The organism is Parabacteroides sp. D25, assembly GCF_000307475.1.
Lineage (GTDB): Bacteria > Bacteroidota > Bacteroidia > Bacteroidales > Tannerellaceae > Parabacteroides > Parabacteroides distasonis.
Genome location: NZ_JH976502.1, coordinates 772,920 through 791,198 on the forward strand (window position 1 = coordinate 772,920; position 18,279 = coordinate 791,198).

General features: G+C 44.1%; 15 protein-coding genes. 6 read left to right on the forward strand and 9 right to left on the reverse strand.

The annotated features are described in order from the left end of the window. Nucleotides 1–300, reverse strand: coding sequence for a helix-turn-helix domain-containing protein (locus HMPREF0999_RS10320; protein WP_009275895.1), 300 nt, complete (start codon nucleotides 298–300; stop codon nucleotides 1–3). A gap of 337 nt (nucleotides 301–637) precedes the next feature. Further along, nucleotides 638–1,960 (reverse strand): site-specific integrase, encoded by a 1,323-nt coding sequence (locus HMPREF0999_RS10325; protein WP_009275896.1) that lies wholly within the window; start codon nucleotides 1,958–1,960, stop codon nucleotides 638–640. 576 nt (nucleotides 1,961–2,536) lie between these two features. On the opposite strand from HMPREF0999_RS10325, the gene guaA (HMPREF0999_RS10330) reads away from it, so the two are divergent. Together guaA (HMPREF0999_RS10330) and guaA (HMPREF0999_RS10335) are read left to right on the forward strand one after the other, a co-directional pair. Beyond that, a complete protein-coding gene (gene guaA, locus HMPREF0999_RS10330; protein ID WP_009275897.1) occupies nucleotides 2,537–4,057 on the forward strand; it encodes a glutamine-hydrolyzing GMP synthase in 1,521 nt (506 codons plus the stop codon). 51 nt (nucleotides 4,058–4,108) lie between these two features. Further along, nucleotides 4,109–5,416 (forward strand): glutamine-hydrolyzing GMP synthase, encoded by a 1,308-nt coding sequence (gene guaA, locus HMPREF0999_RS10335; protein ID WP_005854978.1) that lies wholly within the window; start codon nucleotides 4,109–4,111, stop codon nucleotides 5,414–5,416. Nucleotides 5,417–5,504: 88 nt separating this feature from the next. Here the strand turns inward: guaA (HMPREF0999_RS10335) and HMPREF0999_RS10340 are convergent, their stop codons facing one another. The 7 genes from HMPREF0999_RS10340 to HMPREF0999_RS10370 all read right to left on the reverse strand — a co-directional run bounded on the left by HMPREF0999_RS10340 (nucleotide 5,505) and on the right by HMPREF0999_RS10370 (nucleotide 11,905). After that, nucleotides 5,505–6,242 carry a DUF1080 domain-containing protein gene (locus HMPREF0999_RS10340; protein WP_009275898.1) on the reverse strand — a complete coding sequence of 246 codons (738 nt, stop codon included), beginning with the start codon at nucleotides 6,240–6,242 and terminating at the stop codon, nucleotides 5,505–5,507. Between the two features lie 109 nt (nucleotides 6,243–6,351). After that, nucleotides 6,352–7,050 carry a 16S rRNA (uracil(1498)-N(3))-methyltransferase gene (locus HMPREF0999_RS10345; RefSeq protein ID WP_005854983.1) on the reverse strand — a complete coding sequence of 233 codons (699 nt, stop codon included), beginning with the start codon at nucleotides 7,048–7,050 and terminating at the stop codon, nucleotides 6,352–6,354. A gap of 31 nt (nucleotides 7,051–7,081) precedes the next feature. Continuing rightward, entirely contained in the window at nucleotides 7,082–8,398 is a 1,317-nt protein-coding gene (locus HMPREF0999_RS10350) for a NupC/NupG family nucleoside CNT transporter (RefSeq protein ID WP_005854986.1), read from the reverse strand. Beyond that, nucleotides 8,395–9,036 (reverse strand): bifunctional nuclease family protein, encoded by a 642-nt coding sequence (locus HMPREF0999_RS10355; protein ID WP_009275899.1) that lies wholly within the window; start codon nucleotides 9,034–9,036, stop codon nucleotides 8,395–8,397. The genes HMPREF0999_RS10350 and HMPREF0999_RS10355 overlap by 4 nt, the downstream gene beginning before the upstream one ends. 72 nt (nucleotides 9,037–9,108) lie before the next feature. Then, nucleotides 9,109–9,747 (reverse strand): sensor histidine kinase, encoded by a 639-nt coding sequence (locus HMPREF0999_RS10360; RefSeq protein WP_009018282.1) that lies wholly within the window; start codon nucleotides 9,745–9,747, stop codon nucleotides 9,109–9,111. A 422-nt stretch (nucleotides 9,748–10,169) separates the two neighbouring features. Continuing rightward, nucleotides 10,170–10,967 (reverse strand): M48 family metallopeptidase, encoded by a 798-nt coding sequence (locus tag HMPREF0999_RS10365; RefSeq protein WP_008773322.1) that lies wholly within the window; start codon nucleotides 10,965–10,967, stop codon nucleotides 10,170–10,172. Between the two features lie 8 nt (nucleotides 10,968–10,975). Further along, nucleotides 10,976–11,905 carry a DUF5106 domain-containing protein gene (locus HMPREF0999_RS10370; RefSeq protein ID WP_010183564.1) on the reverse strand — a complete coding sequence of 310 codons (930 nt, stop codon included), beginning with the start codon at nucleotides 11,903–11,905 and terminating at the stop codon, nucleotides 10,976–10,978. 81 nt (nucleotides 11,906–11,986) lie between these two features. Here HMPREF0999_RS10370 and HMPREF0999_RS10375 point away from each other — a divergent pair, with 81 nt between their 5' ends. From HMPREF0999_RS10375 to HMPREF0999_RS10390, 4 genes are all read left to right on the forward strand, one after another. After that, nucleotides 11,987–12,874, forward strand: coding sequence for a LysR family transcriptional regulator (locus tag HMPREF0999_RS10375; protein WP_008773321.1), 888 nt, complete (start codon nucleotides 11,987–11,989; stop codon nucleotides 12,872–12,874). 109 nt (nucleotides 12,875–12,983) lie between these two features. Beyond that, nucleotides 12,984–14,039, forward strand: coding sequence for a YeiH family protein (locus HMPREF0999_RS10380; RefSeq protein WP_009275901.1), 1,056 nt, complete (start codon nucleotides 12,984–12,986; stop codon nucleotides 14,037–14,039). Between the two features lie 86 nt (nucleotides 14,040–14,125). After that, nucleotides 14,126–16,471: a transglycosylase domain-containing protein gene (locus tag HMPREF0999_RS10385; RefSeq protein ID WP_005855004.1), complete on the forward strand. Its 2,346-nt coding sequence runs from the start codon at nucleotides 14,126–14,128 to the stop codon at nucleotides 16,469–16,471. Between the two features lie 230 nt (nucleotides 16,472–16,701). Further along, entirely contained in the window at nucleotides 16,702–18,267 is a 1,566-nt protein-coding gene (locus HMPREF0999_RS10390; RefSeq protein WP_009275902.1) for a glycerol-3-phosphate dehydrogenase/oxidase, read from the forward strand. The last annotated feature ends 12 nt before the right edge of the window (nucleotides 18,268–18,279 follow it).

Consider the following 18,279-nt stretch of genomic DNA (forward strand, 5'->3'; position numbering starts at 1 on the left):
TTAACCTCTCCTATATTTAAAGACTGTTTGTTGTTTAATTGCATCATCGATAGATCTTGCGTCGTACAATATTCTTTTACCCACTCTTTTACAATTAACGACTCCATTTTTCGTGAGTTTTGCCAATGTAGGCAATGTTACATGAAGGAGATCTGCCGTTTCTTTTCTGGAATAATATCTAGGTTCCCTATTTGTTGTAGAAAGTACTATTTTAGATACCCTAGCGACAATTTCATCAATGACTGGCTCGAACAAACCTATTATTAAGTCTTGTTTGGATTGTGATATCTCGAAATTCATACCATAATTATTTTAAATTAATTTGTTTCAGAAGATATGCGGCCGCTATACCTTCTGATTTCGAGCACAAATAAATTAAGAAAAAATCTGAAAAGACACGGAAAAGAACGCCGAAACGTAACAATCAATCTATTGTTGTAAAATAAAGGAAAAACCGAACAAAAAAAATGTTGTTTCTTTTTGTTTATTTACTGATTTCTATTATAATAAAGGAAATAGTTCTTTCTCAATGTAAGGTTTAACAGAACAAAAATATAGGTTACGGCACTTTTAAGCACAACATGCAAATATTCAGTGAATTACAAAGACCGTAACCGTAACCCCGTAACCTGTGCGTTTATTTTATAGCTCTTAATTTGGTGAAGTAACTTTCTTTCGCCGCCAACATTGCCTTTTCGGATTCGTCCAGCTTTAAATAAGTCTTCAACTGTTGCTCGCTTGAATGTCCGGTGATAGCCATTATACTGTTTAGGGAAGCTCCGGTTTTATACATATTGGTCGCAAAAGACCTACGGGCCGTATGGGTTTTAAGAAGGTCGCAAAATCTTTTCCTTGCGGTATATTCCATAGCTCCATGTTGTTCCTCCAGTTCCACGATCTCCGTCCATCCTAAAGCCTCACCAATCTCTTTGATATGGTCATTTATCTTTTGATCGTAAACCTTTGGCAGTTCGCCGTTATATTTATTCAGGATATCGTCTACCCGGTAATCCAAAGGGATATAAACAGTATTTCCGGTTTTCTCCTGCTTTAGTTTAATATAGCGGTTCCCGTCGGTAAGGGTAACGATCATCTTGGCGTTAATACGCTTGTAATCGCTTATACGTTGACCGGTCAAACAGCCTACAACAAACACGTCCCTAACCTTTTCCCATGCCGGACGATCGGATAGATCATACTTGTAAAGCTCATTAATCCGTTCATCTGTCAAATAAACATTGTCAACATCCCTATAGATAACCTCAAATCCTGAACGGATATTCCCTGCGTCCAATAGCTTCAATTGTTCGGCTGCGTAACAAATCGTCTTGCATATCTTTATCATCCTTGCTACCGTATTAGGTGAGTAACGCTTATCGGTCAAGAATAGACGGAAATCATTATAGAACTCTATCGTCAGGTCGGCAAAGTGTATTATCCTCAACCTCTCTTCTTGGTACGCCGCTAACTGTGAACGGAACCCCTTATAGCTTTTTATTGTTCCGGATGATACATTGGTAGTTCCCCCTTTCTTCTTGCGCTTGCCTGTCTCGCATTCCCCTATAAAACGGTCTACGAAATTGATGAAAGTAGATGCGTCCTCTTTTATCCTTGTTAATTCAGCCTCCTGCCGCTCCTTTTCCGCCTTGATCTGTTCAGCGAAAACTATTCCATGTATCCGCCCTTTTACGAGATCAGGGGTCAATGTGACACCTTCACTAGTAAGGGAATCTATCGTATACATGATAGCGTCTAATTTTATAAACAGGTCCTTGCCTTTACCGCTTCTGAAAGCGGTCAACGCTTTTGCGCTCGCTAAAGACTTGTTCCACTCTTTTACATCAACCTCCAGCCCTGTAGACACCCTGATATTGATTTTATGAGCCCTGCTTTGTATACGTGCGTATAAGGTCGCATATCCTTCGGTCTTGTCCGTTCTCAAAACGAATTTCGTAGCCATATCCTATCATGTTTTGTAGTACCACAAATATAGAGGTTCTTTTCAAATTGGTACTACATTGGTACTACAAAGTTTTATTTCGTTTAATCTTATTTTATCTCATAAATAAAACAAAGTTTGATTATCAGTAATATAGATAAAATGAGATAATAATAAATATAAAGTTTGAGGTTCGCCAGGAACCTCGGAGGAAAGCCTCGAAGTTGTTTGTAATGAACGCTTCGAGGCTTTTTTTGTTTTGTCCGTTTGTAACTCTCGCCGGGTTGTCGGGCGGTTCGCTGTTTTCATGGCTTCCCTTGGCCGGATCCTTAGGGGGATTTGTGGTTTTCCTCTTGAGGTATTCATCTTCTAATGGCTGTTGCATGATTGTCCACCATCCGTTGCATGATCATGCAACGGATGGTGGACAATCATGCAACAGATGGTGGATAATGAATGTCTCAGGAAGAAAGGCGTAATAGGACAAGGGAAGATCCTTTAAAAGTATCGTGATAAGGAAGAATATTTGCCCAGTGTGTTTATGCTTCCCGAATTTATTACTACCTTTGCGCCACTCAATTAAATAATCATAATTGCATGCACGAGAAACTTATTATTCTTGATTTCGGCTCGCAAACAACCCAGCTTATCGGCCGTAGGGTCAGAGAGTTGAATATGTATTGTGAGATCGTTCCTTATAACAAATTCCCGCATGACGCTACCGACGTGAAAGGTGTGATCCTTTCCGGAAGTCCTTATTCCGTATACGACGAGAATGCCTTTAAGGCTGATTTGACCGAGATACGGGGGAAGTATCCCGTCTTAGGTATTTGTTATGGAGCGCAGTTTCTAGCTTATACATCCGGAGGTAATGTGGAACCGGCTAATTCACGTGAGTATGGACGTGCTAATTTGTCGCACATTGATGGTGAGGATGAATTACTGAAAGGGATCCATGTGGGTTCACAGATATGGATGTCTCATGGGGATACGATTACCGTATTGCCGGATAATTTCAAGGTGATCGCCAGCACGGACGACGTGAGGGCTGCCGCTTACCATGTGGAAGGTGAGAAAACGTGGGGCGTTCAGTTTCATCCGGAAGTATTCCATTCGACAGACGGTACGAAGTTGCTGGATAACTTCTTGAATATTTGCGGATGCGCCAAGGATTGGACACCGGCTTCCTTTATCGAATCTACCGTAGCTGAGTTGAAGGAGCAATTGGGAGATGATAAAGTGATCTTGGCTCTTTCCGGCGGTGTGGATTCATCTGTTACGGCCGTATTGCTGAATAAGGCGATCGGTAAGAACTTGACTTGCATTTTCGTGGATCATGGTTTGCTGCGCAAGAATGAGTTCGAGAACGTAATGAGGGATTATGAGCATTTAGGATTGAACGTGATCGGCGTAAACGCGAAAGATAAGTTCTATAAAGAACTAGCGGGCGTTACGGAACCGGAGAAGAAACGTAAGATCATCGGCAAAGGATTTATCGATGTCTTCGATGAGGAGGCGCATAAGCTGAAAGATATCAAGTGGCTGGGGCAAGGTACGATTTATCCGGATGTGATCGAGTCGCTGTCTATCACAGGTACGGTTATCAAGAGCCATCATAATGTGGGCGGACTTCCGGATACGATGAACTTGAAACTCGTCGAGCCGCTTCGTCTTCTTTTCAAGGATGAGGTTCGCCGTGTCGGTATGGAGTTGGGTATGCAACCGCATTTGATCAAGCGCCATCCGTTCCCGGGACCGGGATTGGGTATCCGTATCTTGGGTGATATCACGCCGGAAAAGGTACGTATCCTGCAAGACGCTGACGATATCTATATGTCATTGATGCGTGAGTGGGGACTTTACGATAAGATTTGGCAAGCTGGGGTAATCTTACTTCCGATTCAATCCGTAGGTGTAATGGGCGATGAGCGTACCTATGAGAATACGGTAGCTTTACGTGCGGTAACTTCCACGGACGCTATGACCGCCGATTGGGCGCAGCTTCCGTACGAGTTCCTCGCCAAAGTTTCCAACGAGATTATCAATAAGGTGAAAGGCGTAAATAGAGTCGTGTACGACATCAGCTCGAAGCCGCCTGCAACCATCGAGTGGGAGTGACATTTGTCTTAGGTATAACAAAGTGTAAAATCAATAAAATTTAAAAGTCACATGAAGCAAGATATGATTGTTATCTTGGATTTAGGTAGTCATGAGAATACGGTGTTGGCTCGTGCTATTCGTGCGTTAGGCGTTTATAGTGAGATTTATCCGCATGACATCACGGTTGAGGAATTAAAAGCCTTGCCAAACGTGAAAGGTATCATTATCAATGGTGGCCCAAACAATGTTATCGACGGTGTAGCTATCGACGTGAATCCGGGTATTTACGAGATGGGCACTCCTGTAATGGCCGCAGGTCACGATAAGGCGTTGTGCGAGGTTAAATTGCCGGAGTTTACGGATGATGTCGAGGCGATCAAGGGCGCTGTCAAGTCTTTCGTGTTCGATACTTGCAAGGCTGAGGCAAACTGGAATATGACGAATTTTGTCAATGACCAGATTGAATTGGTAAAGCGTCAGGTAGGGGATAAGAAAGTTCTGCTGGCCTTGTCTGGAGGTGTCGATAGCTCTGTAGTAGCCGCTTTGCTTTTGAAAGCGATCGGCGATAAATTGGTTTGCGTGCATGTGAATCATGGTTTGATGCGTAAGGGCGAGTCCGAGGATGTCGTTGAGGTCTTCAAGAACCAGTTGAATGCCAATTTGGTGTATGTAGACGCTACCGATCGTTTCTTGAATAAGCTAGCTGACGTGGAAGATCCGGAGCAAAAGCGTAAGATTATCGGTGGTGAGTTTATCCGTGTATTTGAGGAAGAAGCTCGCAAATTAGATGGAATCGATTTCTTGGCTCAAGGAACGATCTATCCGGATATCGTGGAGAGTGGAACGAAGACGGCTAAGATGGTGAAATCCCATCATAACGTAGGCGGTCTGCCGGAAGATTTGCAATTTGAGTTGGTTGAGCCTTTGCGTCAATTATTCAAGGACGAGGTTCGTGCTTGTGGCGTAGAGTTAGGTTTGCCTTATGACATGGTTTATCGCCAGCCGTTCCCCGGACCGGGTTTGGGCGTACGTTGCTTGGGCGCTATCACTCGTGATAGACTGGAAGCGGTACGTGAGTCGGATGCGATCTTACGGGAGGAGTTCAAGAACGCCGGACTGGATAAAAAGGTATGGCAATACTTTACGGTAGTACCCGACTTTAAGTCGGTTGGCGTACGTGATAACGCCCGTTCTTTCGAATGGCCCGTGATTATCCGTGCCGTCAATACGGTAGATGCCATGACCGCTACGATCGAACCGGTTGATTGGCCAATCTTGATGAAGATTACGGATCGTATCTTGAAAGAGGTGAAGAACGTGAACCGTGTATGCTACGATATGTCTCCGAAACCGAATGCGACAATTGAGTGGGAGTAATTAGGCTTACTTTTTAAACAGATATAAAAAGGCCCGGTGATTTATCAGAATCCCGGGCTTTTTATTTATATACGATAGATTCGAAGAACTATTTTAGTTCACGGATCTTGATATTACGGAACCATATAGGATAGCCATGATCTTGCAGACCTATATAACCTTCTTTAGAGATACCTTCGGTAAAACCCGGGAAGTTCTTGAATTTACTGTTAGCTACCAGATCATCCCACTCTTTGCTCCATAAAGTGTACTCAACTACTTTTTTGCCATTTTGAGTATGCGTTACTTTTCCATCTTTTACACGGATTACGATCGTATTCCACTCGCCGGCAGGATTAACTGTTTTCGGATCTGCGGGAAGCATGTCATATAGAGAACCTGCTAGGTGGTTCGCTAATTTGTTGTCGGTTGCGTCCACGTTATCTAGTACCTGTACTTCGGGAGCCGCATAATAAATAGGTTTGCCGGGTACTTCGCGTACATAATAGAAGATACCGGAGTTGCCCATCTTGCTGGCTTTCCAGTCTACCGAAAGCTCGAAGTTTTTGAACTTTTTGTTCTGGTAAAGGATATCGCCATTAGCGCCTTGTCCCGGTTTCTTGCCTTCGCCGGTAAATACTTTCATTGCATTGTCTTCTATAACCCAGTTCGCGGGCATAGCGGTTCCGTTACATTGACGCCATCCTGAGAAGTCTTTTCCGTTGAATAATAATTCCCAGCCAGCTTTTTTCTCCTTCTTAGTCAATGTATTCGGAGTTTGAGCGATACAGGGGATAGCCATAGCTATGGCTGAAAGAATCAAGAATGATTTGAACAACTTTTTCATGTTACTTAAATTGTTATTAGATTAGATTTGTTAATATCATTACAAATGTAGCAATTTGCTTAATAACCCTTATGAGGATTAACGTATTTTTAATGGAAATAGGATTATTCTATTGATTTAACACATGAATCGTATGGCAAGCCACTAGTGCGGCCGTTTCCGTACGCAGCCGGCTCTCTCCTAAAGAGATCGGCTCGAAGCCATTCTCTTGAGCCAGCTTGATTTCTTCCGGGCTAAAATCACCTTCCGGTCCGATGAGGATTAAGGCATTCTCTCCCGGCTGATACGTATGTTTTAATAGTGGCTTCTCGCCTTCCTCGCAATGGGCGATAAACTTACGCCCGTCAAAGGGAGTGGCGACAAACTTCTTGAAATCTGTCATTCCTTCTAACGCCGGCAAAGTCGCTTTCTGGGATTGCTTCATGGCACTGACCAATATCTTCTCCAATCGAATCGGCTTGATCTCTTTACGCTCCGAGAAACGACAATTCAAACAGGTGATCGCATTGATCCCTATTTCCGTCGCTTTCTCCACGAACCACTCCATCCGGTCCATGTTTTTGGTAGGAGCTATGGCTATATGGAGATTGAAGTTCCAGAGATCGGGTTGTTTCCAACTCTCTAAGAGGGTCACCTCACAATGTTTGGGATGCGCCCGGCTAATAGCCGCTTTATAAAAAGAGCCTTGCCCATCCGTCAATACTATCTCATCGCCTTCACCTAGACGAAGTACCCGTATACAATGTCCTGCTTCTTCTTCCGGTAATTCCGGCTTGATAGCTATATCTGGTGTATAAAAAATCTGCATGACCATCTAATTTTCAATTCTCAATTCTCAATTACCCAAGGATCATACCAATTATAGTAGCCGATAGCACAGAGACCAGAGCTCCGCCGATCATGGCCGGTACGCCGATACGTGAAATTAATCCTCGTTTTTCCGGGGCTAATACGCCCAATCCGCCTAATAAGATACCGATAGACGATATATTAGCGAATCCGCAAAGGATATAAGTAGACATCAAGATCGATTTCTCATACATGAATAATCCGGCATCTTTCCATTGCTGCAATTGGAAATAGGCGACAAATTCGTTCAATATGGTCTTTTGTCCCAATAAAGAACCAACTAACATGATGTCTTGGCTGGGAACCCCGATCAACCACATGAAAGGAGAGGTGATTACGCCCAGTATAAATTGGAAGGTCAAGCCCTGCGCCTTACCGTCCGTAATCTTTACAATCCAGTCGTTCAGTCCGGTATAACGCCCTATCACACCTTCCGTAATATAATTCGCTAACGCTACAAGGGATATGAATACCAATAACATCGCGGCAATATTCGTCATCAACTTTACGCCGGTAACCGTACCCGATGAGATGGCATCTAGAATATTTGAGTTCTCTTTTTCCTTACCGGAGATAGCTACATGGTCCGTGGCTTCTTCCGTCTGTGGACAAAGCATTTTCGCTAAAACGATTGAACCCGGTACTGCCATTACGGAAGCCGAGAGCAAGTGAGTGGCGAATAAAACCTTCGCCGCCGGGTCTGTTCCTCCCAACATACCTATGTAAGTACCCATTACGGAACCGGCGATCGTACCCATTCCGGATACCATGACCAAAAATATCTCCGAACGATTCATCGTCGGCAGGTAATTCTTGATCAACACAGGAGATTCTGTCATTCCCATAAAAATATTACCAGCGGCCACTAATCCCTCCGAGCCGGATATATTCATGAATTTACGCAATACCCACGCAAAGGCACCGACTACTTTCTGGATAATCCCCCAATGGTAAAACATGGAAACCAAGGCGGAGAAGAAAATAACAATCGGTAGCGAATGAAGCAAGAAACTGAATCCTGCCGCTTTAGAGGCATACGGGCCTAATAAGAAAGTAAGACCGGCATCCGTGAAGTCCATCAACTTAACAAATATCTTGCCACATCCTTCCAATAGGCTTCCGACGAACGGCACATATAAAACCGCCAAGGCGAATACGATCTGCATGAACAAACCTCCACCTACTAATTTCCAATCGATCCGTTTACGGTCATAACTCATCGCATAGGCGATACCTAAAATCGTAATGATCCCAAGCAGACCTCTTAAAAGTGAGACCAGTCCGAATCCTCCTTGTTCTCCAATCATTTGTTTGTGTCCTCCTCTTCTTCTCGACGGCGCAACTCGTCTTTATACATTTTCGCGTATTCGTAATTTTCGTCGGCTATAGCGTCTTCCAATCGCTCGTTTATTTCTTGGATATCCAATAGGCTTAACCATTTCTTTAACTGGGCTTCGTCCTTAATCTCATCCGGTTCTAATTCTAATAAATTGTCATCGTCCTCCGGTTCGTCAGCGGGGATGGACAGGGTGTCTTCCAGTACGACACCGCATTCCTTTACAATCTCCTCGGAAGTAAAGATGTCGCAATTTACGCGAAGCGCTATGGCAATCGCGTCGGAAGTACGAGAGTCCAGCTTTATCGAGCGCTCACCGTCGCTAAACTCTAATTCTGAGTAAAACACACCATCTTCGAATTTGTATATGTAGACTTCCTTAAGAATGACGTTGAAGGCTTGCGCAAAAGTGGCGAATAAGTCGTGTGTTAATGGACGAGGAGGTACGATATGCTCCAAAGCGATCGCTATAGACTGTGCTTCAGCGGTTCCTACGATGATTGGAATTCGCCGTGGACCATTTTCCTCTGCCAAAATTAACGCATAGGCCCCGGATTGAATTTGGCTGTTCGCTAATCCTTGAACCCTTAATTTTATTCTTGTACTCACAGATCTGAAATTTAAAATTGTATACAAAAGCAAAAGTAATATTATTTTCGGGATTATCGCGAATAAATGTGATTAATCACTTTCAGTGTGTTTGGGGTTAAGGGGAAGGATAATAGAAAAACGGCTTCCTTTTCCTATTTCGGACTCTACGGCGATATACCCATCGAAACGTTCGGCTATCACTTTGCAAATGGATAGTCCCAAGCCGGTACCTTTGGCGAATTCATCCAGTTTCGTGAAACGATTGAAAACGGCGTCTTGCTTTTCTTTCGGGATACCAATGCCGGTATCTTCTACGAAAATATGTACATGCCGCCCTTCCTCTCGGTATTCATAACCAATCAATATATATCCCTTTTGCGTGAATTTGATAGCGTTGCTAAGAAAGTTGGTAATCACTTGTGTCAACCGAAGCTTATCCGTGGGAATGGATATGCTTTTTTCCGGTATTTGCATACGAAGTTCTACGTTCTCCGGCATTAAAACTTGGAAAGTCTGGTAAATCGTGCTTATTAATTCATTTAGAGAATATTGCTGGAAAGAGAATGACATACGGCCCGATTCGATACGGGAAAGATCTAAGATATCATTGATAAGGTTCAATAACAGATCGCTGTTCGTATTGATTAACTCGGTAAAGTTTTCCCGTTCTGCCTTACTGAGCTCGATGTCTGTGTTCATAAGATTCGAGAATCCGACAATAGCGTTCAATGGAGTCCGGTTTATCGAATGTTCGTTTCAGTGTTTCATTAAAAATCGGGTAGGTATCTTTCTTTTGCTCAAAAGAATGGATAAGCACGATTTTCTTTTCTTCTTTTTCTTGGCAACCTAGGGTTAACAAAGAGACAAGAAATATGGATATGGCAAAAATTAAATATTTATGTGTGTGTTTCATGATTCTTAATAGATAGATCTTTTGCAAAGGTAGAAGTTTTTTTGACTATCAAAGCAAAAAAAAATGGTCATCCGTCACGGACAACCAATCTTCATTGCTAACCTTAAATCTAATACCATGAAAAACACGGTGCAAATATATAGTATTTTATGTTGTACAGCATGATTTCGTGGCGTAAATCCTTGATACGTTAGCTTTATTTTAATAATAGTCCGTCCTGCTAAAGGACCGTTAACAGTTATTGCTTGCTTTTCACGTACTCATCGGCCTTCTCTTTTACCCGATCGGCACGTTTTTGAGTCTCGGGATGGCTTGAGAACATCTGCATAAACTTGGACGATTTAGCTTCCGACTCACTCAGTTGTAACAATTTATTTAATGAGTTAGACATTCCGTACGGATCTCGCCCGTTATCTATACAAAACTGGAAACCGAATTCGTCCGCCTCATACTCTTGTTTCTGGGAATATTGAGCGCCGGCCAAGGCCTGTGCCATGTCTCCCAGTTGAGAGTCGGTCAGTTTGGATACGGTTCCACTTACAGCTCCGGCGGCGTTTTTAGCGGCGGAGGTCAAGTAAGCGTTTTTCATGGCGTCTTTAGAGTCGGAATGAACGACGTGCCCGATCTCATGACCGATAACGGCGAATACCTCGTCATCGTCCATGATTTTCATCAATCCGCCACATACGCGTACACTTCCGTCTCCACAGGCGAAAGCGTTTACATCTACTACATTATATACTTTAAAGTTTAAGTCTAGGCCGGAAACTTTTTTTACATTGGCGGTCAAGCGTTCCAAGCGTTGTCCCATTTCCGTATCCGGGCCCGCTACCTCGTTATGAGTGTCCATCCATTGGATGTACTCTTTTGCCATTTTGGCTACATCCTCGTCGGATAGAGTAGCGGCATGCGCTACATCAGTCGCGGCATTAATCACTTTTTTCGTATTAATGGTCTTGCCGCCAATCTTGAATTGGGCGGAAACTGTTAGGCTCACTCCTGCTAAGAAAGCCAAGGACAATAAGATTTTTTTCATGTTTTAAATTAGTTAGTTGTTTGTGATAAATAATTTTCGATCTGTTGAAAAGTAGCGTCTTTCAACAATACTTTTTTCTCTTTGTTTAATAGATATAATGTGGGTATCGCTTTTAAGTCGTAGATCTCGTCGTTTTTAAGCGAAACTCTTTTGTCGTATGAGTTGATCCAATCTTTAGGCATGACGGAAACATGCTCTTTCCATGCGTCCAGATCCTCGTCCGGATAAACGGCTAAGATCTTTAGTTTGTTGCTTTTTGAAAATTCATTGATCAAGAAGGACGATTCCATTTGTCTGGTTATTTCTTGACAAGCATGACAGTCCGGATTATAGAAAAATAATAATAGATAATCCGCTTTTATATTGTATAATTTCCCGGTTTTTCCGTTCGCTAATGTGTACGTGAAATCGGTCGCAGGCGTCCCGATTCTGTTTTTTAATGCGAGCTCTAGCAAATGGGCGGGACGTATCTTTTCCACATCGCTTAATGACGAGGATTCGGTAAGATATTCCAATACTGCTATATACATTTCCTCATTCCTTAGGGGGGAGTTCGGGTCGTATAGATATTTCTCCATCATCTCGGAAAAGTACTGAAACATGGCACTGTCTTGTTCTGTTTGTTTCATCATCGCTTTTACGGAAGAAGACATAGCCGCAGGCGAGACATAGTTCATCAAATCTATATAGTTGGATAATGCCTGCTCGGTCACTTGAGGTTCATGGATATAGGTCGTATCCTTGAAGTCGAATTTATCCCAATAATGTTTCACTAAATATTCGGCCCTTTCCACCGGGTCTGTGATTAGGGTGGGGACTGAGACCATTTCAAAGGTGGGTGGCGCTACATTGGATTCTTCCGTTTTTTGATTGCGTTGACCACTGCATGCATTGACGGTCAACGTCAACAATAAAACATATAGATATTTCATATTCATTCATATATTTATGTTTCAATCCACAAATATATAGTATTATTTTTATCTTTGTTAAATTAAAACGGCAAAAGATAGAATATCATGGATTTTCGATTAAAAGTATTTCATAGCGTAGCTTGTAACTTAAGTTTCACGAAAGCGTCCCGGGAGTTGTTCATTAGTCAACCCGCTATTAGTAAGCATATCCATGAGTTGGAGGTTCAATATAAGACGCCTCTCTTTGAACGAACAGGTAGCCAGATCCGTTTAACTCGTGCGGGCGAGTTGTTGTTTTCGCATACCCATTCCTTATTGGCTTCGTATCGTCAATTGGATTTCGAGATGAATCTGTTGACAAATAATTTTCTGGGGGATTTACATTTAGGTGCCAGTACGACAATATCCCAATATGTTCTTCCGCCCGTGCTTGCTTTATTCATTAAGATGTTTCCGGATATACATGTATCTGTATTGAATGGGAATAGCCGGGATATAGAGTTGGCTTTGCGAGATGGAAAAATAACGTTAGGATTGGTGGAAGGGACTACCCGTCAAAATACGATGCATTATATACCTTTTATGAAGGATGAGTTAGTGGTTGTGACTCATGTAGGGTCTAAGTTGGCTGCTTATGACGAACTGACGTTGGAACAACTTTGTGCTTTGCCCGTAGTACTTCGTGAAAACGGCTCCGGTACGCTTGAGGTCTTGGAGGGGACCTTGGCAAAACACCAGATCAAACTGTCGCAATTGAACGTATTATTGCAGCTAGGTAGTACGGAGAGTATCAAATTATTCTTGGAAAATTCCGATGCTTTGGGAATTCTTTCTATTCGGGCGGTGACACGTGAGCTGATGGCTGGACGTTTGAAAGTGATAGATATTGAGGGTTTTAAGGCCGAACGGACTTTCTCCTTTGTGGAGCCGCAGGGACAGAACAGCGGTATGGAAGAAAGTTTCATGCGTTTTGCCAGTCAACATTGGCAATAACTTTAGGTTATTCGCTATAAAAACTTGTGAAGTAAGGGATCGGATGAAAATATGTACTTTCGCGAACGAAATCAAATAATGATATGTTGTACTAAATAAATCAATAATTATGTTTAGTGAAAAACGAGGTAACGTATTACATGGTGTCTTGCTGATAGCCCTTTTCTCTTGTTCCGCATTCTATATCGCGGAGTTCCAGTTTATTAAACAATTGTCATTCAGTCCGCTGATTGTCGGTATTATTTTAGGTATGTTGTACGCCAACAGCCTAAGAAACCATTTGCCGGAGACGTGGGTTCCGGGTATCCTGTTTTGTACTAAGCAAGTGCTTCGTGCGGGTATCGTACTATATGGGTTTAAGCTGACCTTCCAGAGCGTGATTGCGATCGGCCTTCCGGCAATCCTGATCGATATGGTGATCGTGGTGCTTACCATCTTGATCGGTGTTTGGGTGGGGCGATTGATGAAAATGGATAAAGACCTTGCTTTACTGACCGCCACGGGTAGCGCTATTTGCGGGGCTGCCGCGGTATTGGGCGCTGAACCGGTCGTGAAGTGCGAGGCTCATAAGACGGCAGTTGCCGTATCGACAGTCGTGATTTTCGGTACGCTTTCTATGTTTATTTATCCGGTGATGTACCGTGCGGGTATTCTTGATTTAGACCCGGAGCAAATGGGACTTTATACGGGTGCGACCTTGCATGAGGTAGCTCATGTGGTAGGAGCCGGTAACGCTATGGGAAAGGAAATTTCGGATGCGGCTATTATCGTGAAAATGATTCGTGTGATGATGTTAGCTCCTGTGCTAGTGGTCATGAGTTTCATGTTGGCTCGAACCGCCGTGAAGTCCGTGGTTAACGGGGGGAGGAATGGCGGAGGCGTTGCCCCTTCTCGTGGTAAGATCACTATTCCTTGGTTTGCGTTTGGTTTCTTGGCCGTGATTGGTTTCAATTCGCTCGACTTGCTTCCTCATGCGGTTGTAGATGGGATCAATCAGGTAGATACATTCATGCTGACAATGGCCATGACTGCTCTTGGTACGGAGACTAGTATCGAGAAATTTAAGAAAGCTGGCGCTAAGCCCTTTGTTTTGGCCGCTATTTTATATGTTTGGTTACTAGCTGGTGGTTATTTGTTGGCGAAATATGTGCCTCAACTTGCATAAGATCGTATTTTCCTCTATTTTTGTGATCTTAAATAGGTCGTTGTGGATAAGATGAGTCTTTTATCCATACCGTGAAATATAAAAAGATGGCATCAAAGATTACAAAAGGTATCCTTATTTCTTGTTGGATAGTATACCTCGCTATATTAGGGGCGGTGGTAATGGTGTTTATGGCGATAGCGAATGGTTCAATTGGTTATATGCCTCCGGTGGAACAATTGGAGAACCCGATTGATAAATATGCTTCCCAAGTTATCTCCTCGGACGGAAAGGCGTTGGGAGCCTATGCGCATAGCAAAGACAATCGTATTTACGTGAATTATGAGGATCTTTCGCCGGATTTGGTGAAAGCATTGATCGCTACCGAGGATATCCGGTTCGCCGAACATAGCGGTATCGATGCGCAGGGTTTGTTTCGTGCCATCGTGAAGCGGGGTATCTTGATGCAAAAAAGCGGTGGTGGCGGTAGTACCATTACCCAGCAATTAGCGAAGCAATTATTCTCGCCGAGTGCCGATAATATGATGGAACGTCTTTTCCAGAAACCGATCGAATGGGTGATCGCGGTTCAATTGGAACGTTATTACACAAAGGAAGAGATTATAAATATGTATCTGAATAAGTTTGACTTCTTGTACAATGCCGTGGGAATCCAATCCGCATCTCGTGTGTATTTCGGGAAGACCCCTAAAACCTTGAAGATCGAGGAAGCCGCCACGTTGGTAGGCATGTGCAAGAACCCTTCTTATTTCAATCCGGTTCGCCATAACAAGCGTACCATCGGCCGTCGTAATACGGTTTTGGAGCAGATGGAAAAGGCCGGGTACATAACCAAGGCGGAATGTGATTCGTTGAAGGCTTTACCCTTGGTCGTACATTTTACCCGTATGGACCATAAAGACGGTTTGGCTCCTTACTTCCGTGAATACCTTCGTCTGACAATGACTGCGAAGAAACCGGAGCGTAAGGATTACGCCTCTTGGCAATCTCAGAAATTCAGTGAGGACTCATTATCTTGGGCAACGAATCCATTATATGGATGGTGTAACAAAAATAAAAAAGCCGACGGAGAATACTATAATCTTTATACGGATGGCTTGAAAATCTATACGAGCATTGATTCCCGTATGCAGAAATATGCGGAAGATGCTGTCCGCGAGCATATGAGTAAAGATCTTCAACCGGCTTTCTTCCGGGAAAAGAAGGGACGTAGCTATGCTCCGTTCTCAAGAGACGTAAGTGTCGGTCAAGTAGACACGATGTTGATGCGTGCGATGCACCAGACAGATCGTTACCGGGCGATGAAGAAGAGTGGAATGGCTGAGGCCGATATGCGCAAGGAGTTTGAGAAGCCTGTCGATATGCGTGTGTTTAGTTGGGATGGTCCGATCGATACGATCATGTCTCCTTTGGATTCGATTCGTTATCATAAGAGTTTCTTGCGTACGGCGTTTATGTCGATGGACCCTCGCACCGGGCAGGTCAAGGCTTATGTAGGTGGTATTGACTATAATGACTTCCAATATGATATGGTGAATGGCGGTCGCCGTCAGATCGGTTCTACCATGAAACCGTTCCTTTATTCGTTGGCGATGATCGAGGGGATCAGCCCTTGTGACCAGATGCTACATGTGCAGCAGCAGTTGATGGACGAGAACGGTCGTTTGTGGGTTCCCCGTAACGCCAGTGCGAAGCGAATCGGCGAGATGGTTACGATCAAGTGGGGATTACAGAACTCGGATAACTGGGTAACCGCTTATCTGATGAGCCAGCTCTCACCTTATACGTTTGTTCGTTTGCTTCATTCTTTCGGCTTGAAGAATCATATCGATCCGGTTATCTCGGTCTGTCTGGGTACTCCGGATGTATCGGTGGGTGAGATGGTCGGGGCCTATACGGTATTTGCCAACAAGGGCATCCGGGTAGAACCTTTATTCGTGACCCGTATAGAAGATTCATATGGAAATACAATCGCGAACTTTACCCCACAGATGAGTGAGGTGCTGACGGAAGATGCTTCCTATAAGATGCTACATATGTTGAAAAGCGTAATCGACGGTGGTACCGGAGGACGTGTACGTTTCCGCTACGGTATCAAGGCGGAGATGGGTGGTAAGACCGGAACGACCCAGAATAACTCCGACGGTTGGTTCATGGGATTTACGCCTAGCTTGGTTTCCGGCTGCTGGGTAGGCGGCGAGGACCGTTCCATCCATTTCGACCGCTTGGCGGAAGGGCAGGGAGCGAGTATGGCGTTACCGATTTACGCCCTTTATATGCAAAAGGTTTATAAAGATAAAACGTTAGGCTACTCGGAAGACGAGACTTTCGAGATCCCCGAGAAATACGCGAACCCATGTAGCGAAGGTGGGGAGGAAGATAGCCCCACGACCCCACCGGATACGGGAGGCATCGATAAGATGTTTGAGTGATAATAATCAGACTATTACAGTTTTTTTTAATTCCTCGTAAGGAAAACTTTTGTTTCCCTATAGCAAAACAAAAGTTTCTTCAGCAGGAAACTTTTGTTTCTTCCAATAGAAACTGCAGTTATCTTTATGGAAAACAGAAAGCGCTACTGATCCTTTTTCCCAAATCCTTTGTTATACTAAGAATTAATGGTTAGATTTGTAACTGTTAATCTTAAGAAAGGAGGAGCTATATGGACCGTAGTAAAATGATTTCTCAGTTGGAAGACCCGTCTGAAGTCTTTGATTTTCTTGTGATCGGAGGAGGGGCTACCGGCATAGGTATCGCTCTGGATGCTTCGACAAGAGGATATAGAGTCGCCTTATTCGAACAATCGGACTTTACGAAAGGAACTTCCAGCCGTAGTACGAAGTTGGTCCATGGCGGTGTCCGTTATTTGGCGCAAGGAGATATCTCCTTGGTTCTGGAAGCCTTGCGGGAACGAGGCCTGCTACGCCAGAACGCTCCCCATTTGGTAAAAGATCAAACCTTCTTAATCCCTTGTTATCGTTGGTGGGAAGGCCCGTTTTATACGATAGGCCTGATCCTATATGATGTGATGGCCGGAAAATTAGGTCTGGGACGTTCGGTTTGTATCGGTCCGAAACGGGCGCTCCGTACCATTCCGATGCTTCGTTCGAAAGGGATGACCGCCGGGGTGCTTTATCATGACGGCCAGTTCGATGATTCCCGTCTTGCGATTAATATGGTCCGCAGCTCTATCGACGCTGGCGCTTGTATCTTGAACTACGCGAAAGTCATAGGGCTTCTGAAGGACGACGACCGCAAAGTATCCGGCGTTACGGTTCGAGATGAGGAGACCGGTACGGTTTATCAAGTAAGATCCCGTTGCGTGATCAACGCTACCGGTGTCTTCGCCGATGAGATCTTGCAAATGGACGAGCCGGGTAAACGCCCGACCGTTCGCCCCAGCCAAGGAGTCCATTTGGTATTGGATTCCTCTTTCTTGCAAAGTGATTGCGCCATTATGATTCCTAAGACATCGGATGGACGTGTGTTGTTCGCCGTACCTTGGCATGATAAAGTCGTGGTAGGGACAACGGATACCTTGATGGAATCGCCGGAAAAAGAGCCGGTAGCCTTAGAGAAAGAAATCCAATTTATACTCGATACGGCCGCTAACTATTTGACCCGGCCACCCAAGCGAAGCGATGTCTTATCCGTGTTCGCGGGGCTTCGTCCGCTCGCCGCTCCCCGTAGCGAAGGTAAAAAGACAAAAGAGATATCACGTAGCCATAAATTGATCCGGGAGAAATCCGGCTTGATCACCATTATCGGAGGCAAATGGACAACCTACCGGAAAATGGCTCAAGATACCCTAGACCTAGCGATACGTTACATGCATATTCCTACAAAAGACTGTATTACCGAGCGTTACCAAATCCATGGTAGCCGGAAGAATCCGGATTTCTCCGATCCTTTATACGTATATGGTACGGATGCCGACGAAATCCGTAACTTAGTGGCCTCTTCCCCCGCCATGGCGGAGAAGTTGCATCCGGACTATGCCTATACGGTAGGAGAGGTAACTTGGCTGGTCCGTAATGAGATGCCTCGTACTTTGGAGGATGTATTGGCACGCCGTTTGCGTATCTTATTCTTAGACGCACGGGCGGCGATGGCGATGGCTCCTAAAGTAGCGGGGATTCTGGCTACGGAATGGGGGAAGGACGAGACTTGGACCTCTGCTCAGGTAAAGGCGTTTAATGAGGTTGCCTCGAATTATATACTGAATTGACAAATTGATAAA